A 19,346-nucleotide genomic window follows, 5' to 3' on the forward strand; every position below is an offset into this window, starting at 1 on the left:
ACGGCCGTGCCCGTTATGCGCGTTCCGCCCGATACCGCAGGTCACAGCCTCGCGGCGGACGACTTCCGCCGGGCATCATGCGCGCCATGGGTGAACACAGGCGGGCCGAGGCGGCCCGCGCGCTGGGCCGGTGGACCGAGCCGGAGGAGGTCCTGGCGCGGGGGCGGGCGCTGCGCGCGACCACGCCGCACGAGGCGCACCGCGCGGTGGCGCTCGCGCCGGACCGCCCGTCGGTGGTCGAGTACGTCGAGGCGACCAACGAGGGCAGGCTGCCGCACCTGGCGCCGCTGCGGGTCGGGCGGATGCTCGCCTCGCCGTTCGCGTTCTTCCGGGGCGGCGCCGGCCTGATGGCGGGCGACCTCGCCGCCGGCGCCCGCAGCGGGCTGGACGCCCAGCTGTGCGGTGACGCGCACGCCGCGAACTTCGGCCTGTACGGCACGCCCGAGGGCCAGATCGTCATGGACGTCAACGACTTCGACGAAACCCTGCCCGGCCCGTGGGAGTGGGACCTCAAGCGGCTGGCGACGTCGCTGGTGCTGGCGGGCCGCGAGGGCGGCGTGTCGGAGAACGGCTGCCGGGACGCGGCGGGCGACGCCGTGCGCGCCTACCGGGCCGCGGCACGCCACCTGGCCGAGATCCCGTTCCTGGAGTCGTGGAGCGCGTTGGGCGACGAGTCCGTGCTGTCCCGGGCCAGGGCGGGCGACCTGCTGGACGAGTTCGACAAGGCGGCGGCCAAGGCACGCCGGAACACCAGCGCGCGGCTGGCCGCGAAGTGGACGCGCAAGGAGGACGGGCACTGGCGGTTCATCGCCGACCCGCCGGTGCTCACGCGCATCCCGGACGAGGAGGCCCGTTCCGTCGTGGCCGCGCTCCCGTCCTATGTGGACACCCTGCGCGAGTCGCGGCACGAGCTGATCATGCGTTACGGCGTGTCCGACGTGGCGTTCCGGGTCGTCGGCACCGGCAGCGTGGGATTGCGCAACTACCTGGTCCTGTTGCACGGCAACGGGGACGAAGCCCTCGTGCTCCAGGTGAAGGAGGCCCGACGGTCGGCGCTCGCGCCGTTCCTGGCGGTGCCGGGGGCCGCGCACGAGGGCAAGCGGGTGGTGCACGGCGCGCGGCTGGTGCAGGCGGAGACCGACATCCTGCTCGGCTGGACCACCGTCGCCGGCCGGCACTTCATCGTGCGCCAGTTCCGCAACCGCAAGGGCGGGATCGACCCCACCGCGCTCAAGCGGTCCGACCTGGACGACTACGGGCGGCTCGCGGGCGCGTTGCTGGCCCGCGCCCACTCCCGCACGCTGGACCCGCGCCTGCTCGCCGGGTACTGCGCGCGTGGCGAGCGGCTGGACGAGGCGTTCACCCGGTACGCCGTGGACTACGCCGACCGGACCGCCGCCGACCACGAGGAGCTGACCGCGGCCGTCCGGTCCGGCCGGCTGACCGCGGTCGACGGCTAGCTTGGTTGGATGGGCGCATGACGACCGTGAGCCGGGCCGCCACCGCGGCGGGCGCGTTGTTCACCGACCCGGCCGGCCGGGTGCTGCTGGTGGAGCACACCTACCAGGAGCCCTGGGGCATCCCCGGCGGCCTGGTCGAACCCGGCGAGACACCCGCCGAGGGGTGCGCGCGGGAGGTCGCCGAGGAGCTGGGCCTCGCGTTCACCCCCGGACCGCTGCTGGTGGTGGACTGGGCGCCCACCGCCGAGGACGGCGACAAGGTGTTGTTCGTGTTCGACGGCGGCGTGCTGCACGAGCCCGACCTGGCGGCCCTGCGCGTCGACGGCGTCGAGATCCGGGCGTGGCACCTCACCCGGCCCGACGCCCTCGGCGAGCACCTGACCCCGCGCCTGGTGCGGCGGCTCACCGCCGCACTCGCCGCGCGCCACGCCGCCACCACCCGCTACCTGGAGCACGGCGTGCCGCGCCCGTGACGGTCAGCGGGCGCGGCGCACCCGCTGCTCGTCCCACACCGGCTCGCCGACCTCGACCACCTCGCCGTCCGAGCGGAACAGCAGGTACCGGTCGAAACCACGCGCGAACCACCGGTCGTGGGTGACCGCGAGCACCGTGCCGGTGAACTGCCCCAGCGCTGCCTCCAGCGCCTCGGCCGAGTTCAGGTCGAGGTTGTCGGTGGGCTCGTCGAGCAGCAGCAGCGTCGCGCCGGACAGCTCCAGCAGCAGCACCTGGAACCGGGCCTGCTGGCCGCCGGACAGCGTCTCGAACCGCTGGTCGCCGGACTTGGCCAGGCCGTAGCGGTCCAGCGCCGCCATCGCCGCGCCGCGGTCCCGGCCCGCCCTGCCCTCCTCGCCGTGCCACAGCACGTCGACCAGGGTGCGGCCGATCCACTCCGGGTGCTGGTGGGTCTGCGCGAACAGGCCCGGCACCACCCGCGCGCCGAGCTTCCACGACCCGGTGTGCGGCACGTCGCCACCCGCGAGCAGCCGCAGGAAGTGGCTCTTGCCGGAGCCGTTGGACCCGAGCACCGCCACCCGGTCGCCGAAGAACACCTCGACGTCGAACGGTTTCATCAGACCCGTCAGCTCCAGGTCCGCGCACGTCACCGCGCGCACCCCGGTCCGGCCGCCGCGCAGCCGCGGCGCGACCCGCTCGTCGGTGGGCAGCTCCGGCGGCGGTCCCGCCTCCTCGAACTTCGCCAGCCTGGTGCGCGTCGCCCGGTACTTCTGCGCCATGTCCTCGCTGATCTTCGCCTGCACGCCGAGCGTGCGCACCAGCTCCACCAGCCGGTCGTGCTCCTCCGCCCACCGCCGGTGCCGCTCGGCGAGCCGTTCGATCCGCGCCGCGCGTGCCTCGTGCCAGGTGCCGAACGACCCGACGTGCGTCCACGCGGAGTGCGCCTCCACCGTGACCACGTGCGTCGCCGCCACCGCCAGCAGCTCCCGGTCGTGGCTGACCAGCAGCACGGCCTTGGCGGACTCCGCCAGCCGCTCCTCCAGCCACCGCTTGCCCGGCACGTCCAGGTAGTTGTCCGGCTCGTCCAGCAGCAGCACCTGCTCGGGACCGCGCAGCAACGCCTCCAGCACCAGCCGCTTCTGCTCGCCGCCGGACAGCGTCCGCACCTCCCGGAACCGGGCCCGGTCGAACGGCACGCCCAGCGCCGCCACGGTCACCGTGTCCCACAGCACCTCGGCGTCGTAGCCGCCGACCTCGCCCCACTCGGCCAGCGCGTCCGCGTACCGCAGCTGGGTCGCCTCGTCGTCGGACTCCATCAGGGCGAGTTCCACGGCGTCCAGCTCGGCCGCCGCCGCCCGCAGCGGCGCGGGCGACGCCGCCAGCAGCAGGTCCCGGACCGTGCTGCCGTCCCGCACCGAGCCCACGAACTGCGGCATCACGCCCAGGCCGCCCTGCACCCGCACACCGCCCGCCGCCGGGGTCAGCTCACCGGCGAGTATGCGCAGCAACGTCGTCTTGCCCACGCCGTTGGCGCCGACGAGCGCCGTCACCGCACCCGCGCCCACCTTGAACGACACGTCGCGGAACAGCTCACGGCCGTCCGGCAGGCGGTAGGCGAGCCCGTTCGCGTCCAGATATCCCACACCGCGCATGGTCGCCCGGACGGGCCTTCGGACGCCAACGTGTTTCCTAACGGAGCGTGAAACCCCGCAGCAGGTAGACGGCCGCGGCGCAGGCCAGCGACGCCAGGCCGGGCCCCACCGACCCGAGCACCAGCAGCAGCACGCCGAGCACACCGAACGTGATCACCAGCGCGTAGGTGCGCGCCGCGTGCCGTGGGCGGCCGGCGACCAGCGCGTCGGCCAGCCCCGGCTCCTCCACCGAGAGCCTGTGCTCGATCTCCTTGAGCGTCCGCCGCTCCGCATCGCTCATCACGAGCTGTGGATACCCCCGCCGCACCCCCCAAAACCAGCGCAAACAGGCTCCCGGGGGCCACCCGAAGGGACGTTTCCACTACCTCGAAAGGGCGACCAGGCGGGACACCGCGCGCAGGTACTTCTTGCGGTAGCCGCCCCGCAGCATCTCGTCGGTGAACAGCTCCGACAGGCGTGCGCCGGACACCGCGACGGGGATGTCCCGGTCGTAGAGCCGGTCACCGAGAGCGACCAGCCGGAGGGCGACCGCCTGGTCCGCCGCGGGCCGCACGCCACGCAGGTGCACCGCCGTGACGCCGTCGAGCAGCCGGCCGTACCGCGACGGGTGCAGCCCGGCCAGCCGCGCGCACAGCTCCGCGAAGTCGTCCAGGGTCGCGCCGGGCGTGCTCTCCGCCTTCGCCACCAGTTCCTCGTCCGGCATCGGCTCGGGCGCGTCCGGCAGGCCCCGGTGCCGGTAGTCCGGCCCGTCCACCCGCACCACCGCGAACTTCGCCGCCATGGACTGGATCTCACGCAGGAAGTCCGCCGCCGCGAACCGGCCCTCGCCCAGCTTGTCCGGCAGCGTGTTGGACGTCGCGGCCACCGCCACGCCCGCCGCCGTCAACTCCTTGATCAGCCGGGTGACCAGCATCGTGTCGCCCGGGTCGTCCAGCTCGAACTCGTCGATGGCGAGCAGCTTGTGCGCCGACAGGCGGCGCACCGCCTCGCCGAACCCGAGCGCGCCCACCAGGTTCGTCAGCTCCACGAACGTGCCGTACGCCTTGGGTCCCGGCACGGCGTGCCACGTCGAGGCGAGCAGGTGCGTCTTGCCGACGCCGAAGCCGCCGTCCAGGTACAGGCCCGGCCGCCCGGCCGGCGCCGACCGGCGGAACAGGCCGCCCAGCAGGCCCTTCGGCCCCTCCGACACGCGTTCCGCGAACGCCCGGCACGCCTGCACCGCGGCGGCCTGCGACGGCTCGTCCGGGTTGGGCAGGTAGGTGTCGAAGCGGACGGCGTCGAACCGGGGCGGCGGGACCAGCGCCCCGACTAGTTCGTCCGCCCCGACCCGGGGGTCGCGGTCGGACAGGCGCGGGGCTGACATGCCCGCAGCCTAACGGCGTGCTGGGATGGTGACGTGCAGATGTTGTGGCCGCCACGCGCCCCGGAAGACGCGGAGATCACCGATGCCGAGCTGGAGCGGCTCTACGACTACCCGACGGGCCTGGACCGGCCCTGGGTGCAGGTGAACTTCGTCTCCAGCTCCGACGGCGCGGTGACCGTGGCGGGCAAGTCCGGCGGGCTCGGCAACCCCGCGGACAAGAAGGTGTTCGGCCTCGGCCGCGACCTGGCGGACGTGGTGCTGGTCGGCGCGCGCACCGCGCTCATCGAGGGCTACCGCGGGGTGAAGGCGGGCGAGGTGCGGCGTGAGCGGCGGGCGCGGCTGGGCCTGTCCGAGGTGCCGCCCGTCGCCGTGGTCACCGCGCGCTGCTCGGTGGAGCCCACGTCGCCGTTGATCACCGACACGACCGTGCCGCCGATCGTGCTCACCACCTCCGCCGCGCCGGAGTCGCGGCGGGACGCGCTCGCCCGCGCCGGCGCGGACGTCGTCGTCGCGGGCAGCGACGCGGTGCACCTGCCGAGCGCGTTGCGCGCCCTGGACGAGCGCGGGCTGCGGCGCGTCGACTGCGAGGGCGGGCCGACGCTGTTCGGCGCGCTCATCGCCGAGGACCTGGTGGACGTGCTGTGCGTGACGTACGCGCCGATGCTCGCGGGCGGTGACGCCGGGCGCATCGCCACCGGTCCCCTGCCCGCCGCGCCGCGCGACCTGGAGCTGGCGTCGGTGCTGCGGCACGAGAGCGCGTTGCTGCTGCGGTACCGGCGCGCATGACTTCGGACCAGCAGCTGCTGGCCGCGGCCGTCCGGGGCGACGGCGCCGCGTTCGACGAACTCGTCCGCCGCAACACCGGGCGGATGTACCGGGTGGCGCTGCGCGTCGTCGGCGACCCGGTCGAGGCCGAGGACGTCGTGCAGGACGCGTGGATCTCGGCGTGGCGCGCGTTGCCGCGGTTCCGCGGCGAGGCCGCGCCGGCCACGTGGCTGTACCGGGTGGTGACCAACGCGGCGCTCGCGCACCTGCGGCGGAAGAAGCCGACCGTGCCGCTGGAGGCCGCGCCGGAGTTCCCCGCGCCCGGCGGGCCGGAGGCGTCGGTGCTGCGTGACGAGACCGCGGACGTCGTGTCGCGGGCCATCGCGACCCTGGAACCCTCCCAACGCGTGCCGCTGGTGCTGCGTGAGCTGGAGGGGCTGAGCTACGAGGAGGTGGCCCAGGTGCTGGGCATCCCGGTACCCGCCTTGCGCGCGCGGTTGCACAGGGCGAGGGTGGCGCTCATGGCGAAGCTGGCGGAGCAGCGGTGAGCCCGCTGCCCTGCGGGCACTCGGTCGACGACCTCGTGGCGCACCTGGCGGGCGACGCCCCGGAACTGGCCGCGCACGTCGCCGCGTGTCCCCACTGCGCCGCCCGGCTGGCCGAGTTGGAGCGCCGGTGGTCGGCCGTGCGGGAGACGGCCGTGACGCCCGTGCCCACGCCGCCCGGTCTGGTGGAGCGGGTGCTGGCGGCCGTGCGCGGCGTGCGACCCAGGCCGGCGGGCGCGCCCGTGGAGGTCGACCGGGAGGGCGGGCGCACGAGCGTCGCCGAGCGGGCCGTGCTGGCGGTGTGCCGGCAGGCCGCCGTGGACCTCGCGGGCGACCTGGGGCTGCACGTGCGGGCCACCGCCGTCGAGGACGGTGAGTTGCAGGTGCTGGTCACCGCCCGCTACCCCGCGCCCGCCGTCGTGGCGGCCGACGACCTGCGCACCGCCCTGGACCGCGAACTCCGCGCCCGCCTGGGTGTCGCCCTGGTCGTGCACGTTCACCTGATCGACGTCCACTGAGTGATAGAGGTCACATTGCCGTGATGGTCCGGCGACGGTCCGCATCCGAACCAGTGCAGACCGATCTCCTCTCCGGGAAGGGACCGCCATGGCCAACACACCCAGCACCAAGCCCGAGACCTCCACCTCCCCCGCGCGCCTGGCCGACGACACCGCGCAGGGCAAGACCACCATCGCGTCGTCGGTCGTGCAGAAGGTCGCCGGCATCGCGGCCCGCGAGATCTCGGGGGTCCACGCGCTGGGCGGCGGCGTGTCGCGGGCGTTCGGGGCGTTGCGCGAGCGGATCCCCGGGGCGGGGACGTCGGCGACGTCCGGCGTGACCGTCGAGGTGGGCGAGAAGCAGGCGGCGATCGACCTGGACATCGTGGTCGAGTACGGGGCCGGGATCGTCGACCTCGCGCGGGCCGTGCGGCGGAACGTGATCACGTCCGTCGAGCGGATCACCGGGTTGGAGGTCATCGAGGTGAACATCGCCGTGAACGACATCCACCTGCCCGACGAGGACGGGGAGGGCGCCGAGGAGTCGAACCCGTCCCGGGTCGAGTGACGGATGACGGTCGCGGAGGTCGCGGAGCGGATCGAGGCCGTGCTGCTGGCGCACCCGTCGGTGGTCCGCCTCGGGGCCGGCTACGCGTCGTACCTGCCCGGCCGGCGGGTGGTCGGGGTGCGGGTGGAGGAGCGGGTCGGGGTGGCGGTGGTGCTGCGCCCGGGGCGGCCGATACCCGAGGTGGTCGACGAGTTGCGGGCGGCGGTGGCGGAGCACGCGGGCGGGCGGCCGGTGGACGTCGAGGTGGCCGATCTGGAGGAGCCGTGAGCCGGGTCGTTTTTTCGAGGGGGCGGATTTCGTACATGATCCGCCCCATCGTGCGTACCTGCGGCGATGGTGGCTTTTTCGGGCATTTTCGGGGGCAGAATCGCGTTGCCGGAAACAAGGAGCGCGGCCACCCCGGCGAAGCAACGCGCCCGGCCCGCGACCGCCCTACCCAGCCCCGCCCCGCTCCCCCGTCCCCCTCGTCGCCCCGCCAACCCAGCCCACCGCCGACCCGCCGTCTCGCCACCTGCCTCGCCGATCTCCCGTCCAGCGCCTGCCCGTCCAGCACCTGGTCGCCCAGCGCCTGCCCGTCCAGCGCCTGGTCACCGCGCGCCGACCCGCGCGCCCATTCGCGGCGCTGGCTGGGGATCGAAGCGGCCGGGTTCGCCTGGGTTCGCGAGGCTCACCTCGGATCGCGGACCGCGATGGATCGCTCGCGAACCAGTTGGCCGCCGGTCGCTGCGTCGCCCTCCGCAGCGCTGCGTCACCCCAACCGCCCGGTGTGGACGGTCGGGACTTGTTGGCGTGCGAGCGTTTCCCCGTTCACGGCTCCGCCGATCGTTCGAGGTCGGGCGACGTGGTCGGTGGAGGGGTTGTGTTCGCGGTGCTTTCCGTTCCGCGGGGGCTTGCTGGGCCTTGGACGGTTGCGGGCGCAGGGAGTGGCGAGTGGCGGGTTTGGGTCGGGGGTGGGGGCTGGAGCGCGGGGCGGAAGGTGCGAGTGGAGGTGGGTTCGTGGATCGGCGGGCGGAGGTTCGGGCGTTTGTTCGGGCCAACCATCCGGATGTCGGGGGTGATCCGGAGGTGTTTGTGCGGGGGTTGGAGGCGTTGCGGCGGGGGTTGCGGGAGGACGGTCGGGACGGGGCTGGTGGGGCGCCTGGCTGTGAGCGGGTGGATCGGTGGGATGCGCCTGTTGTGTTCGTGGCCGGGGGGCGGTGGCGGCGGGTGGTTGGTTGGGTTTGGAGGCGGCCTCGGCGTCGGCTGGAGTAGCGCGGATCGGGCTGGAGCGGGTGGTTGAGGTTGGGTGCTCGGCTGGCTCGGGTGGGACGCCGGGGGCACGGTGGGTGAGACGCCGAGGGCGGGTTGCGGGAGCGGGTGGGTTGCGGGAGCAGGTGGGTGGTGGGCGGGTTACCGGGCGGAGCAGGGTGCGGGAGTGAGCGGGGAGCAGGGGCAAGGGATTGAGCGCAAGGCGGGGTTCTGGGTAGCGGCTACGGGTGTTGGGAGTGGGTTGGGATGGGTTGGACTCGGACTGGCTTGTTGGCCGGGTTGGTGTTGGGGGTTGCGGCTTCCGTTGGGTTCACGGCGTTTCTCGTGACGGTCGCCCTGGGGGTGGTGGGGTTGGTTGTCGGGCGTGTGCTGGACGGTGACCTCGACCTCGGCGACCTGCTCGGGCGGGGGCGGGATCGGTGAGCGGGGCGATGGTTCCCGGGGTGGATGACGAAGTTGGCTCGCGAGGGGCGTTGGACATCCGGCCCGGCGTGCTGCGCAAAGTCGCCACTCGGGCTGTGTCGCTTGTGGACGGTGTCGGGCACGGCCCCTCGGTCAAGGTGCACGACGAGGGCGGGGTGCTGGACGTCGCGGTCCGGATCGCGCTCCACTACCCGTCCCCCGTCCTGCCCGCGGCCACGGCGGTGCGGCGATCCGTTGCCGGCGAGGTGGAGCGCATCACCGGCTACCGGGTCCGCGACGTGACCGTGACGGTGGCGGCGCTCCGCCCCGCTCCCCGACCCCGGGTGGGGTGAGCGCCGGTGCGTGGCTTCCTCCGGTTCCTCTCCCCCTTCCTCGGCCTGGCCGTCGCGGCGCTCGGGGGGCTGGTGATCGCCGACGTCCTGTGGCACTGGGCGGGCAACGGGCACGTCGTCCCCTGGCCCCGCGACCTCGCCTGGACCGACGACCGGGTGCGCACCGCGGGCCTGATCACCGCCGCGGCCGGGTTGGTGCTGCTGGTCATCGCCGCGGCCGCCCGCTTCCGGTACGTCCGGCTGCACGACCCGGCGGACGGCGTCGTGGTCACCACCTCGCCGACCGCGCTGGCACGCGTCGTCGGCCACCGGGTGCGTGCCGAGGAAGGCGTGTCGTCCGCATCGGTCACGGTGTCCCGGCGCAAGGTGCACGTCCGCGCGACGAGCGCGCTCTACGACGAGGCGACGCTGCGCCCACGCCTGCTGGAGGTCGTGGGCGACACGGTGCGCGGCCTGCCGATCGCCCGCACGCCGAAGGTCTCGGTGGTGGTGAGTTCGCCGAAGGACCGCCGCCCGGTCGGCAACCCCGTCGGCAAGCCGGAGGTGGCGCGGTGATCGCCCGCTCGTACCGCACCGAACGCGTGTGCGCCACGCTGCTGGGCCTGGTGGCGTTGCTGGTGGGCGTCGGCGCGGTGGTGCTGCACGCCCGCCACGTGAACCGACCGGTGCTGGACCCGACAGCCCTGGACTGGGCGCGCGACCACCTGTTGTGGGTGCGGGTCGGGTTGTTGTTGCTCGGGCTGCTGCTCGTGGTCATCGGCCTGCGGTGGGTGTGGCGGGCGGTGACGCCGGAGCGGCACCCGGACCTGACGTTGGAGCGGGACGTGGTGGTCACCTCCGGCGCGCTCGCGGACGCCGTGCGGGCCGACGCGGAGGCGGTCGAGGGGGTGTCCTCGGCGCGGGTCAAGGTGATCGGCGAGCCGGCGTTGCGGATGAAGCTGACGCTGCGGCAGGGCGCGGACGTGCGCGTGGTGTGGCGGGAGCTGGACGGGGTGCTGGGCCGGGCGCGGGAGGCGCTGGGCGTGTCGACGCTGCCGACCGCGGTGCGCCTCGACCTGGCGGCGCGTTCCCGGCAACGCGTGCGCTGAGCACGACCACCAGGCAGGATGTGCCGCGTGGTGCTTCCGCTGAACCCGCCCGTGCAGCCGATGCTGGCGACGGCGGTGGACGAGATACCGACCGGCGCGGACTGGGTGTTCGAGCCGAAGTGGGACGGTTACCGCTGCCTGGTTTTCCGGGACGGGGACGAGGTGTTCCTCCAGTCCCGCAGCGGCAAGCCGCTCAACCGATACTTCCCGGAGGCGGTGGCGGCGCTGGGTCGCGCGTTGCCGGACCGGGTGGTGGTGGACGGCGAGCTGGTGGTGGCGAAGGACGACCGGCTGGACTTCGACGCGTTGTCCGAGCGCATCCACCCGGCGGCGAGCCGGGTGCGGTTGCTGGCGGAGCGGACGCCGGCGAGCTTCGTGGCGTTCGACCTGCTGGCCGCGGGTGACGAGGTGTTGCTGGACGTGCCGTGCGCGAGCCGCCGGGAGCGGCTGGAGAGCCTGGTGACGCCGGGTGACTCGCTCTACCTGACGCCCGCGACGGCGGACGCGGCGGTGGCGGCGCAGTGGTTCGAGCTGTTCGAGGGCGCGGGCCTGGACGGCGTGATCGGCAAGCCGGCGAAGGCCGGGTACACGCCGGGCAAGCGGACCATGGTGAAGGTGAAGCACGCGCGGACGGCCGACTGCGTCGTGGCGGGTCTGCGGTGGCACAAGGACACCGAGCCGGGCACGGCGGTGGGCTCGCTGCTGCTCGGCCTGCACGACGAGCGCGGCGTGCTGCACCACGTGGGTGTCGTCGGGTCGTTCAAGGCGGCCGAACGGCGGGAGTTGGCGCGCGAGCTGAGCGGGTTGATCACCGAGGGCGAGCACCCGTGGTTGGTGGAGCCGGACGGCAGGCGGTTGCCGGGTGAGATCAACCGGTGGCGCGGGAAGCACGCCGACTGGGTGCCGCTGCGGCCGGAACGGGTGCTGGAGATCGCCTACGCGCAGACGGAGGGCGCGGCGCCGGCGCGGTTGCGGCACAACGGCCAGTTCCGGCGGTGGCGGCCGGACCGGACGCCCGAGTCGTGCGGCTACGACCAGTTGGAGCAGCCCGCCCGGTACGACGTGGAGTCGGTGCTGCGGGGCGAGGTCCGCCCGGCCTGATGTGCACCGAACCCCGGGCCGGTGACGGCGTGATCGCGTACCGTGCACGGACGTGGGGGATGTCGAGGTCCTCGTCCGGGAACTGGACGAGCGGATGTTGCGGGATTGCACGCGCCTCACCAAGTGGGGCTGGGTGCACCGAGCCACGGGTGTGGTCTACACGGTGGTGCTGATCCTGGTGCCCGCGGTGCTGGCGGTCGGTTTCACGTCGTCGGAGACGGCGATCGGCAAGGCGTTGCTGCTGGTCGCGGCGGTGGTGGGTGGGTTGAACGTGACGTTCAAGCCGTACGTGCACAGCCAGAAGCGGCGGGCGGACGTGAACACGATGCGGCGGCTGCGGGACCAGTTCCGGGCGGAGGTCGCGCGGGCCGACGACGTGGTCGCCGTCTACGACCGGTACTCGGCGCAGTACGCGGCGGTGTTCGAGGCGCGTGGCCGGGACCTGGTGGACGGGAAGCTGAGCGCGGAGGCCGACGCCGCGGGCAAGGCGCCGGCCGGCGGGCGTTAGACGTCGGGGCGGGCGGTCCGGGTCGCGCCGATGGAGGCCAGGACGACGCAGCACACGGCGACCCACTGCGCGGGTCGCAGCGCCTCGTGCAGGAGGATCAGCCCGGCGAGGGCGGCGACGGCGGGTTCCAGGCTCATCAGGATGCCGAACACGCGTGGCGGGATGCGGCGCAGCGCCTCCAGTTCCAGCGAGTAGGGCACGACGGAGGACAGCAGCGCGACGGCCGCGCCGGCGATCAGCACCACGGGGTCGAGCAGGGCGGCGCCCGCGTCGGCGATGCCGAACGGCAGCGCGAGGGCGGCGCCGAACACCATGGCCAGCGCGAGGCCGCGCCCGTCGGAGGTGCGGCTGCCGAGCGCGGCGGCGAGCAGGATGTAGCCGGCCCAGCAGGCCGCGGCGGCGAGGGCGAACAGCACGCCGGTCAGTTCCAGGCCGCCGTCGGCCCTGGTCAGCAGCAGCACGCCGGCGGCGGCGAGCAACGCCCACAGGCCGTCGAGCCAGCGGCGTGACCCGAGCACCGCGACGGCGAGCGGCCCGAGGAACTCGATGGTGACGGCCGCGCCGAGCGGGATGCGTTCGATGGCCTGGTAGAAGGTCAGGTTCATCGCGCCAAGCACGAGGCCGTAGCCCGCGATGACCAGCAGGGTGCGGCGGTCCACGCGCAGCGACGGCCGCCACACGGCGACGAGCAGCACGGCCGCGAGCACGAGGCGGAGCGTGACGGTGCCCGCCGGGCCGGCGAGGGTGAACAGCTGCTTGGCGACGGCCGCGCCGACCTGGACGCTGACGATGCCCACCAGCACCAGCGCGGGCGGGGGTATCGCGCCGAACGCGCGCGCGGCGGCGGCGAACGGACCGGAGTCGCGGAACCGACGTTCGGGGATGCCTTCCACGTGCACCATGACCACGTCGCCCATCTTGCTCCGCTCACCGAAGTCTCACCTGCGTTGTGTGAGGCTTTGCACGACCGTCGGGAGAGAGTGGGGAAGATCGTGCCGCGTCGGCGTCACGCCGCCCTGTTGCTGGTGGCTCTGAGCGCGCTGGCCGCGTGCAGCGCGGGTCCGTCGTCACGGCCGGTGATCGCCGTGCACGGTGACGGCGCGCAGACGCAGACCCAGGCCCCGGCGGGCGCACGGGACATCCCGCCGCTGGGCGCCATGAAGTCGAACCTGACGTGGTCGCAGTGCACCGAGTCGACGCGGCTGCGGATGGGTGCGACGGCGCCGGCGGGCGACCAGTCGTACGAGTGCGCGCGGCTGGTGGTGCGGCTGGACGCGCCGAGCCGGCCGGGTCGCGGCAACCTCGGCCTGTCGTTGCTGAAGGTGGGCACGGGCGGCAGCGCGCTGGTGGTGGTGGGTGACGCGGGTGGCGAGCCGGGCACGGTGAAGGCGGCGCGGTTGGCGGCGTCGCTGCCGCCCGCGTTGTTGAGCACGTTCTCGCTGATCGGCGTGGACCGGCGGGGCACGGGCAAGTCGGACGGGGTGCAGTGCGTGCCGGAGGTGGCGCGGGCGGGCATCGTGGAGGCCGACCCGGCCGACCCGTCGCAGGAGGACCTGCTGGCGGCTGTCGGGCGGGCCAGCCAGGAGTGCGTGCTGGACCTGGAGAACCGGCTGCCGGCGGTGGACTCGTGGCGGGCGGCGGCGGACCTGGAGGCCGTGCGCGAGGCGCTGGGCGCCGACCACCTGAACGCGATCGGCGTCGGTGACGGGTCGAAGGTGCTGACCCTGTACGCGGGCCGGTTCCCGGACCGGGTCGGCCGCCTGGTGTTCGACGGCGCGCCGGACCCGACGATGGACGTGCCGTCGGCGGCGGAGGCGCGGGCGGCGGCCGCGGAGGACGCGTTCGAGGCGTTCCAGAAGGACTGCGTGGTGCGCGGGTGCGCGTTGGGCGCGGACGCGACGAGGCGGTTCACGGAGCTGCTGTCGGCGTTGCGGGACAGGCCGTTGCGTGGTGGCGAGGTGGACCTGACGCCGGGTGCGGCGGTGTCGGCGGTGCTGGCGGGGCTGGCGGACCGGCCGCGGTGGCCGGCGCTGGCGGACGCGGTGGTGGCGGCCGAGACGGGCAACGCGGGTCCGCTGCTGGAGTTCGTGCGGCCGCAGGTGGTGGACCGGGACGAGAACCCGGCGTTGTTCGACGCGGGTTTCGTGACGGCGTGCAACGACACCACGACGCGCGTGCCGCCGGAGCGGGTGGCGGGCATCGCGGAGGACTGGCGGGGCAGGCACCCGTTGTTCGGCGGGTGGTTCGCGCGCCGGATGCTGCTGTGCGGGCCGTTCCCGGTGCCGCCGCTGCCGGAGACGCCGAAGGTGGGTTCCGCGCCGCCCGTGCTGGTGCTGACGACGGCGGCGGACCCGGTGACGCCGCGGTCGGGCACGGAGCGCGCGGCGCAGGCGTTGCCGGCCGGTGTGGTGGTCGGTTGGCAGGGCGGCGGGCACGGCGCGCTCGGCCAGTCGTCGTGCGCCGCGACGGCCGCGCGCGAATTCCTGGTGGACGCCGTGCTGCCCACGAACGGCACCGTCTGCCCGCCGTGACGGCGGTTTCCGATTAATCGCCGAAGCATTTTTTCCGGTTTGCGCGTGCTCGTCGGGAACCGAATTAACCGCACATTTCCGGCGGGTGACGCGGTACGGCCCCCGGCGGGTGTTCCCACCGGGGGCCGTGCCGGGTCGTGCACGCGGGTCAGCAGCTGGAACAGCACCCGCAGCCGGGGCCGGTGCAGCCGCCGCAGCAGCCGCAGCCGGCGGCCTGGGGCTGTTCGACCGTCGTGATCTCTACCGCCATGATGTCCTCCCGGTGATCGCGCGGATTTCGAGCACTGGCAAGGTATGACGGCCCCCACAATGCGCCCCGCCGCCGGGCGAGGGAAGCCCCGTCACCCGATCGCGGGCATTTGTCAGCGGAACGTCGCAGTACGTGCCCGTATTTCAGCCGGTCAGCTCATCCAATGCGCGTTGGGCGGCTTCCAGCTCCGCCCGGAGCTGTTCGACGCGGGCCAGGTGGCGTTCGCGGGCGGCGCTGAGCACCGTCTCGACCGCCTCGTCGACCTCCGGCAGGAGCAGCTTCGCGGCGCGGGACACGGCGGACGCGGCGATCGGCGCGCCCCGGAGGACCCGCTTGGCGCCGGACTGCACGTCCACCGTCCACTCGCCCTCCGCGGAGGACGTCAGCGTGACGGTCACCTCGGCGGGCTTGGCGTGCTTGCGCGCCGGCGGGCGGGCGGGCGCGGGATCGGGCTTGGCGGGCGCCGGTTTCGGCTTGGCGGGCACGGGCTTCGGCTCCGGGGTGTAGATGTGCTCGACGGGGGTCGGCGCGGGCGGCGGCGGTGGCGGCGGCGTCTTCTTGCGGGGCGCGGGCTTCTCCAGGGTCAGCTCGGCGGGCGAGAAGGACAGCTCGTCCCGCGACCCGGTCGGCCGCACCTGGATGTAGTCGCCCTCCGGCGGGTCGGTGAAGGCCAGCACCTTCGCCGATCTGCCCTCCTCCACCCCGACCGCCGCCGAGGTGAACCACACCGCGGGCGGGCGGCCCTCGGCGAGTTCCCGGCGCAGGTGGTCGAGGTCCTCCGCCGACAAGGAATTCTGCTTGGCCTTCGCCATCGGGCACCTCCGCTGCCGATCAAGATCCGTCGCGTGCAGCTTGCCCTACGGGACCGACAATTCCGCGCGCCGCCCGCGCGCGGGACGCCGCGCCGGCTTCTTCAGTCCACAGTGGACAGTCCGCTGTGGACGGTCAGTCCTCGACGCGCAGCCGGTACTCGCAGCCGTACTCGACGGCGTACTGGAGGTCGTAGTGGTGCACGATCTTCGGGCCGCCGTGCAGGTGCACGTGGGTGACGGTCGGCTTGGGCGCGTCGTCCGGCATGTCCACCGAGTCGACGCGACCGTCGAGGGGACCGCCGACGAACCGCACCACGTAGGCATCCGCCATGGCCTGCTTCCCTCTCCGTCGATGACGCCGTTCATGGTACGAGAGGGCCGCCGGGATCGCGTCCGACCGGCCGCGACAACTAGCCGGTCGGACCAAACCCGCAGGTCGGACGCACACCGGGCAACGCGGGAACCGTCACCCGCCCGAAGCAGGTCGCATGATGCGGTGATCGGGTGATCGCGCTGCGGCGAACGGTGGACGCTCGCGGCGACGCCGGACGACTGCCACCGGCCTCGCGGCGTGAGACGCGGTGGCCCTTTTTCGCGACCTAGTTGCGCTTCCTGCTCGGCTGCACGCGCGGCGGCTCGCCGGGCATCTTCGGGTAGTCCGGCGGGTACGGGAGTTCGCCTCTCTCGTCCGACGCGTACCAGTCGAGGAGGGTCTCCAGGCCGAACGCCTCGTCGTCCAGGCTCGCGTGCGGGTCGCCGTGCTCGGCCAGGTACGCGGGCACGGTGAGCACGTCGAAGTCGTCCGGGTCCACTGTGGACAGGCGGTCCCAGGTCACCGGTGTCGACACGGTCGCCCGCGGGGTGCCGCGGACCGACCACGCCGACGCGATGGTGCGGTCGCGCGCGGCCTGGTTGTAGTCCAGGAACACGCGTTCCCCGCGCTCCTCCTTCCACCACGACGTGGTCGCGAGGTCGGGCACGCGGCGCTCCACCTCGCGCGCCAGGGCGATCACGGCGTGCCGCACGTCGATGAAGTCCCACTCCGGCCGGATGCGGACGGCGACGTGGACGCCTCGACCGCCGGAGGTCTTCGGGTAGCCGGTCATGCCCAGGTCGTCCAGCACCTCGCGCAACACCTCCGCCACGCGCACGGCGTCGGCGAAATCAGTGCCGGGCTGGGGGTCCAGGTCCACCCGCAACTCGTCGGGGTGGTCGGTGTCGGGCCTGCGCACGGGCCACGGGTGGAAGTCGAACGTGCCCAGGTTCGCCGCCCACGCGAGCACGGCGGGCTCGGTGGGGCACACCTCGTCGGCGGGCCGGCCGGAGGGGAACGCCACGCGTGCCGTCTGCACCCAGTCCGGCGCGCCCTTGGGCAGCCGCTTCTGGTAGAACGCCTCGCCGGTGACGCCGTCCACGTACCGCTTGAGGGTGGTCGGCCGGTCGCGCAGGACGTTCAGCAGCGGTTCGGCGACCGCCACGTAATACTCGACCACCTGGCGCTTGGTGATGCCGCGCTCGGGGAAGTACGGCTTGTCGGGGTTCGACACCCGCACCACGCGGTCGCCTACGGTCAGCTCAACAGCCTGGGCCACGTCGGGGAGCCTAACCCGGTCACGGGCGCAGCGCGGTGAGCATCTGCGCGCGGACGCGGGCCAGGTGCTTGCGCATCACCGCGGTCGCCTGCTCGGCGTCGCCCGCCGCGACCGCCGTCACGAGCGCGTCGTGGTCGTCCAGCGACGCACGCTGGTGCGGCGGGTCGTCGGCGAGCCCGCTGCGCAGCAGCACGACCCGCTGCTGCACGAGCCGCACCTGCTCGGCGATGTGCGGCGAGCGGGCGGCGTCCAGCAGGGCCCGGTGGAACGCCAGGTCGAGGTGGTGCGGGAAGCGCTCGCCGGAGTGGTGGGTACGGCGGGACTCCGCGCACACCGCGCTCAACCTCGCCACGTCGGCGTCGGTGCGGCGGGCGGCGGCGAGTTCGGCCGCCGCGCACTCCAGCGCGGTGCGCAGCTCGAACAACGCCGCCACGTCCGCCGCGGTGGCGGTGGGCACGTGCGCGCCGCGGTGCGGCACCAGGACCAGCAGCTGCTCGGAGGCCAGGTGGCGGATGGCCTCCCGGAGCGGGCCGCGGCTGATGCCGAGCCGCGCGGCCAGCTCGACCTCGTTGACCCGCGTGCCCGGCGGGATCTCGCCGTTCAGCACCAGGTCGCGCAGCACGTCGACGGCCTGGCCGGCGAGGCTCAGGTGCACGGGAGGTGTCACGAACGTCTCCCTAGCACAAACCGGGCGCGGGTTGTTAACTGTCGACAGTTGGCAGCGGAGGAGGGCGCATGGCGCACGAGCTGGTCGCCGAGGTGTGGCGGGGCGACTTCCTGGAGTCGGTGCACCACGGCTCGGTGGTGGCGTTGGACCGCGACGGCCGGGTGGCGCTCGCCGTGGGGCAGCCCGCCGAGGTGGCGTACCCGCGGTCGTCGAACAAGCCGGTGCAGGCCCTCGCCATGCTGCGCCGCGGCCTGGACCTGGACGGCGAACTGCTCGCCCTGGCCTGCGCCAGCCACTCCGGCGAGGACTTCCACGTCGACGGCGTCCGCCGCCTGCTGGCCGCCGCCGGGCTCACCGAGTCCGCGCTCCAGTGCACGCCCGACCTGCCGATCGGGGAGCACGCGTTGCGCGCCCACCTCGCGGCCGGGCGCGACAAGGCCCCGATCTACATGAACTGCTCCGGCAAGCACGCCGCGATGCTCGCCACCTGCGTGGCCAACGGCTGGCCCACCGACACCTACCTGGACCCCGCGCACCCGCTCCAGGCCGCCATCCGGGACACCCTGGAGGAGGCGGCGGGCGAACCGGTCGGCGCGCAGGGCGTGGACGGCTGCGGCGCGCCGCTGCTCGGGGTGAGCCTGCTGGGGCTGGCCCGCGCGTTCCGGCGGATCGCCACGTCCGACGACCCGTTGGAGCGCCGCGTCGCCCGCGCCATGAACACGCACCCGGAGTGGGTGGGCGGCACCGGTCGGGACGTCACGGCGTTGATGCGCGCCATCCCCGGTGCGGTGGCCAAGGACGGGGCGGAGGGCGTCTACGCGATCGGCCTGCCGACCGGTGAGGCCGTGGCGTGCAAGATCGGCGACGGTTCGGGCCGGGCCCGCGCGGTGGTGCTGGTGGCGGCGCTGCGCGCGCTGGGCGTGGCCGCGCCGGAGGAGTTGGCCACGTTCCCGGTGCTGGGCCACGGCCGCCCGGTGGGCGCGATCCGCCCGGCCGCCGCCCTGACCCGCTGAGGCGATCGGCGCCCGCCGCCGGTGCGGAGAGGGCGCCGGTCACCGGGTGCGCTGAACGGCCGAACGGCGGCGCGACCCGATCCGACGGAGCTGCGGTGTACCGGCCGCCGCGGGTTGAAGTGGCCACTACGCTGGCCGCATGGCCAGTTCCCGTGCCGCCGACACCCCGGAGGAGGACCGGCCGACGGGCCGGTCCGACGAGCGGCAACCCAACATCGACGACGAGTTGATCGGCCTGGACCCGGACGACCCGGAGACCAGGGCGTTCGCCGAGCACCTGGACCGGATGCAGCGGCAGCAGCCCGCGTTCACGGTCGAGGGCTACCTGGCTGGCGTGGAGAACTTCGCCGATTCCGCGAACCGCGCGGGCGGGTTGCGCAGGCTCACCGCGGTCGCCGTCGTGCTGCTGATCCTGCTGGGTGTCGCGGTGTCCGTGTGGTTCGGGCTCGGCGAGATCCTGTCCACGTTCTTCGACTAA

General features: G+C 74.0%; 23 protein-coding genes. 15 read left to right on the forward strand and 8 right to left on the reverse strand.

Features of this window, described 5'->3' with window-relative positions; genetic code table 11:
- Nucleotides 1–86: 86 nt before the first annotated feature.
- The gene (locus KZQ38_RS09775; RefSeq protein WP_219440309.1) at nucleotides 87–1,460 is read left to right on the forward strand and encodes a DUF2252 domain-containing protein; all 1,374 of its coding nucleotides are present in this window, start codon (nucleotides 87–89) and stop codon (nucleotides 1,458–1,460) included.
- A gap of 17 nt (nucleotides 1,461–1,477) precedes the next feature.
- Nucleotides 1,478–1,933, forward strand: a complete 456-nt coding sequence (locus KZQ38_RS09780) for an NUDIX domain-containing protein (protein ID WP_219440310.1) — start codon at nucleotides 1,478–1,480, stop codon at nucleotides 1,931–1,933.
- A 3-nt stretch (nucleotides 1,934–1,936) separates the two neighbouring features.
- On the opposite strand, the gene KZQ38_RS09785 is transcribed toward KZQ38_RS09780, so the two are convergent.
- From KZQ38_RS09785 to zapE, 3 genes are all read right to left on the reverse strand, one after another.
- A complete protein-coding gene (locus tag KZQ38_RS09785) occupies nucleotides 1,937–3,565 on the reverse strand; it encodes an ABC-F family ATP-binding cassette domain-containing protein (protein WP_219440311.1) in 1,629 nt (542 codons plus the stop codon).
- Between the two features lie 37 nt (nucleotides 3,566–3,602).
- Nucleotides 3,603–3,845: a DUF3040 domain-containing protein gene (locus KZQ38_RS09790; RefSeq protein ID WP_219440312.1), complete on the reverse strand. Its 243-nt coding sequence runs from the start codon at nucleotides 3,843–3,845 to the stop codon at nucleotides 3,603–3,605.
- 81 nt (nucleotides 3,846–3,926) lie between these two features.
- Nucleotides 3,927–4,928 carry a cell division protein ZapE gene (gene zapE, locus KZQ38_RS09795; protein WP_219440313.1) on the reverse strand — a complete coding sequence of 334 codons (1,002 nt, stop codon included), beginning with the start codon at nucleotides 4,926–4,928 and terminating at the stop codon, nucleotides 3,927–3,929.
- Between the two features lie 39 nt (nucleotides 4,929–4,967).
- On the opposite strand from zapE, the gene KZQ38_RS09800 reads away from it, so the two are divergent.
- The 10 genes from KZQ38_RS09800 (at nucleotide 4,968) to KZQ38_RS09845 (ending at nucleotide 12,003) form a co-directional block, all read left to right on the forward strand.
- Nucleotides 4,968–5,714: a pyrimidine reductase family protein gene (locus tag KZQ38_RS09800; protein ID WP_219440429.1), complete on the forward strand. Its 747-nt coding sequence runs from the start codon at nucleotides 4,968–4,970 to the stop codon at nucleotides 5,712–5,714.
- The gene (locus KZQ38_RS09805; RefSeq protein WP_219440314.1) at nucleotides 5,711–6,241 is read left to right on the forward strand and encodes an RNA polymerase sigma factor; all 531 of its coding nucleotides are present in this window, start codon (nucleotides 5,711–5,713) and stop codon (nucleotides 6,239–6,241) included. The genes KZQ38_RS09800 and KZQ38_RS09805 overlap by 4 nt, the downstream gene beginning before the upstream one ends.
- A complete protein-coding gene (locus KZQ38_RS09810; protein WP_257900993.1) occupies nucleotides 6,238–6,756 on the forward strand; it encodes an anti-sigma factor family protein in 519 nt (172 codons plus the stop codon). The genes KZQ38_RS09805 and KZQ38_RS09810 overlap by 4 nt, the downstream gene beginning before the upstream one ends.
- Nucleotides 6,757–6,844: 88 nt before the next feature.
- The gene (locus KZQ38_RS09815) at nucleotides 6,845–7,303 is read left to right on the forward strand and encodes an Asp23/Gls24 family envelope stress response protein (protein ID WP_219440315.1); all 459 of its coding nucleotides are present in this window, start codon (nucleotides 6,845–6,847) and stop codon (nucleotides 7,301–7,303) included.
- A 3-nt stretch (nucleotides 7,304–7,306) separates the two neighbouring features.
- Entirely contained in the window at nucleotides 7,307–7,570 is a 264-nt protein-coding gene (locus KZQ38_RS09820; RefSeq protein WP_219440316.1) for a hypothetical protein, read from the forward strand.
- A gap of 1,424 nt (nucleotides 7,571–8,994) precedes the next feature.
- Nucleotides 8,995–9,306, forward strand: a complete 312-nt coding sequence (locus tag KZQ38_RS09825) for an Asp23/Gls24 family envelope stress response protein (protein ID WP_308258322.1) — start codon at nucleotides 8,995–8,997, stop codon at nucleotides 9,304–9,306.
- A 6-nt stretch (nucleotides 9,307–9,312) separates the two neighbouring features.
- Nucleotides 9,313–9,861, forward strand: a complete 549-nt coding sequence (locus KZQ38_RS09830) for a DUF6286 domain-containing protein (protein ID WP_219440318.1) — start codon at nucleotides 9,313–9,315, stop codon at nucleotides 9,859–9,861.
- On the forward strand, nucleotides 9,858–10,394 hold the full coding sequence (locus KZQ38_RS09835) for an alkaline shock response membrane anchor protein AmaP (protein ID WP_219440319.1): 537 nt from the start codon (nucleotides 9,858–9,860) through the stop codon (nucleotides 10,392–10,394). The genes KZQ38_RS09830 and KZQ38_RS09835 overlap by 4 nt, the downstream gene beginning before the upstream one ends.
- A gap of 27 nt (nucleotides 10,395–10,421) precedes the next feature.
- The gene (locus tag KZQ38_RS09840; protein ID WP_219440320.1) at nucleotides 10,422–11,495 is read left to right on the forward strand and encodes an ATP-dependent DNA ligase; all 1,074 of its coding nucleotides are present in this window, start codon (nucleotides 10,422–10,424) and stop codon (nucleotides 11,493–11,495) included.
- 52 nt (nucleotides 11,496–11,547) lie between these two features.
- Nucleotides 11,548–12,003, forward strand: a complete 456-nt coding sequence (locus KZQ38_RS09845) for a hypothetical protein (protein ID WP_219440321.1) — start codon at nucleotides 11,548–11,550, stop codon at nucleotides 12,001–12,003.
- Here the strand turns inward: KZQ38_RS09845 and KZQ38_RS09850 are convergent.
- The gene (locus tag KZQ38_RS09850) at nucleotides 12,000–12,920 is read right to left on the reverse strand and encodes an EamA family transporter (RefSeq protein ID WP_219440322.1); all 921 of its coding nucleotides are present in this window, start codon (nucleotides 12,918–12,920) and stop codon (nucleotides 12,000–12,002) included. The genes KZQ38_RS09845 and KZQ38_RS09850 overlap by 4 nt on opposite strands.
- 63 nt (nucleotides 12,921–12,983) lie before the next feature.
- On the opposite strand from KZQ38_RS09850, the gene KZQ38_RS09855 reads away from it, so the two are divergent.
- Nucleotides 12,984–14,534: an alpha/beta hydrolase gene (locus KZQ38_RS09855; protein ID WP_308258323.1), complete on the forward strand. Its 1,551-nt coding sequence runs from the start codon at nucleotides 12,984–12,986 to the stop codon at nucleotides 14,532–14,534.
- 393 nt (nucleotides 14,535–14,927) lie between these two features.
- Here the strand turns inward: KZQ38_RS09855 and KZQ38_RS09860 are convergent, their stop codons facing one another.
- The 4 genes from KZQ38_RS09860 to KZQ38_RS09875 all read right to left on the reverse strand — a co-directional run bounded on the left by KZQ38_RS09860 (nucleotide 14,928) and on the right by KZQ38_RS09875 (nucleotide 17,855).
- Nucleotides 14,928–15,596 (reverse strand): DUF6319 family protein, encoded by a 669-nt coding sequence (locus KZQ38_RS09860; RefSeq protein WP_219440323.1) that lies wholly within the window; start codon nucleotides 15,594–15,596, stop codon nucleotides 14,928–14,930.
- 133 nt (nucleotides 15,597–15,729) lie between these two features.
- Nucleotides 15,730–15,927, reverse strand: coding sequence for a DUF8847 domain-containing protein (locus KZQ38_RS09865; protein ID WP_219440324.1), 198 nt, complete (start codon nucleotides 15,925–15,927; stop codon nucleotides 15,730–15,732).
- 268 nt (nucleotides 15,928–16,195) lie between these two features.
- A complete protein-coding gene (gene ligD, locus KZQ38_RS09870; protein ID WP_219440325.1) occupies nucleotides 16,196–17,188 on the reverse strand; it encodes a non-homologous end-joining DNA ligase in 993 nt (330 codons plus the stop codon).
- A 19-nt stretch (nucleotides 17,189–17,207) separates the two neighbouring features.
- Nucleotides 17,208–17,855, reverse strand: a complete 648-nt coding sequence (locus KZQ38_RS09875) for a GntR family transcriptional regulator (RefSeq protein ID WP_219440326.1) — start codon at nucleotides 17,853–17,855, stop codon at nucleotides 17,208–17,210.
- 68 nt (nucleotides 17,856–17,923) lie between these two features.
- On the opposite strand from KZQ38_RS09875, the gene KZQ38_RS09880 reads away from it, so the two are divergent.
- Both KZQ38_RS09880 and KZQ38_RS09885 read left to right on the forward strand, forming a co-directional pair.
- On the forward strand, nucleotides 17,924–18,868 hold the full coding sequence (locus KZQ38_RS09880; RefSeq protein WP_219440327.1) for an asparaginase: 945 nt from the start codon (nucleotides 17,924–17,926) through the stop codon (nucleotides 18,866–18,868).
- 139 nt (nucleotides 18,869–19,007) lie between these two features.
- Nucleotides 19,008–19,346: a hypothetical protein gene (locus tag KZQ38_RS09885; protein ID WP_219440328.1), complete on the forward strand. Its 339-nt coding sequence runs from the start codon at nucleotides 19,008–19,010 to the stop codon at nucleotides 19,344–19,346.

The sequence above is a fragment of the Saccharothrix obliqua genome, from assembly GCF_019375475.1.
GTDB lineage: Bacteria > Actinomycetota > Actinomycetes > Mycobacteriales > Pseudonocardiaceae > Actinosynnema > Actinosynnema obliqua.

Excerpts from the sequence above, each read along its gene's own strand:
- KZQ38_RS09775 (WP_219440309.1), top strand. The coding sequence starts at position 87 with ATGGGTGAACACAGGCGGGCCGAGGCGGCCCGCGCGCTGGGCCGGTGG.
- KZQ38_RS09780 (WP_219440310.1), top strand. The coding sequence starts at position 1,478 with ATGACGACCGTGAGCCGGGCCGCCACCGCGGCGGGCGCGTTGTTCACC.
- KZQ38_RS09785 (WP_219440311.1), bottom strand. The coding sequence starts at position 3,565 with ATGCGCGGTGTGGGATATCTGGACGCGAACGGGCTCGCCTACCGCCTG.
- KZQ38_RS09790 (WP_219440312.1), bottom strand. The coding sequence starts at position 3,845 with ATGAGCGATGCGGAGCGGCGGACGCTCAAGGAGATCGAGCACAGGCTC.
- zapE (WP_219440313.1), bottom strand. The coding sequence starts at position 4,928 with ATGTCAGCCCCGCGCCTGTCCGACCGCGACCCCCGGGTCGGGGCGGAC.
- KZQ38_RS09800 (WP_219440429.1), top strand. The coding sequence starts at position 4,968 with ATGTTGTGGCCGCCACGCGCCCCGGAAGACGCGGAGATCACCGATGCC.
- KZQ38_RS09805 (WP_219440314.1), top strand. The coding sequence starts at position 5,711 with ATGACTTCGGACCAGCAGCTGCTGGCCGCGGCCGTCCGGGGCGACGGC.
- KZQ38_RS09815 (WP_219440315.1), top strand. The coding sequence starts at position 6,845 with ATGGCCAACACACCCAGCACCAAGCCCGAGACCTCCACCTCCCCCGCG.
- KZQ38_RS09820 (WP_219440316.1), top strand. The coding sequence starts at position 7,307 with ATGACGGTCGCGGAGGTCGCGGAGCGGATCGAGGCCGTGCTGCTGGCG.
- KZQ38_RS09850 (WP_219440322.1), bottom strand. The coding sequence starts at position 12,920 with ATGGGCGACGTGGTCATGGTGCACGTGGAAGGCATCCCCGAACGTCGG.
- KZQ38_RS09860 (WP_219440323.1), bottom strand. The coding sequence starts at position 15,596 with ATGGCGAAGGCCAAGCAGAATTCCTTGTCGGCGGAGGACCTCGACCAC.
- KZQ38_RS09865 (WP_219440324.1), bottom strand. The coding sequence starts at position 15,927 with ATGGCGGATGCCTACGTGGTGCGGTTCGTCGGCGGTCCCCTCGACGGT.
- KZQ38_RS09880 (WP_219440327.1), top strand. The coding sequence starts at position 17,924 with ATGGCGCACGAGCTGGTCGCCGAGGTGTGGCGGGGCGACTTCCTGGAG.
- KZQ38_RS09885 (WP_219440328.1), top strand. The coding sequence starts at position 19,008 with ATGGCCAGTTCCCGTGCCGCCGACACCCCGGAGGAGGACCGGCCGACG.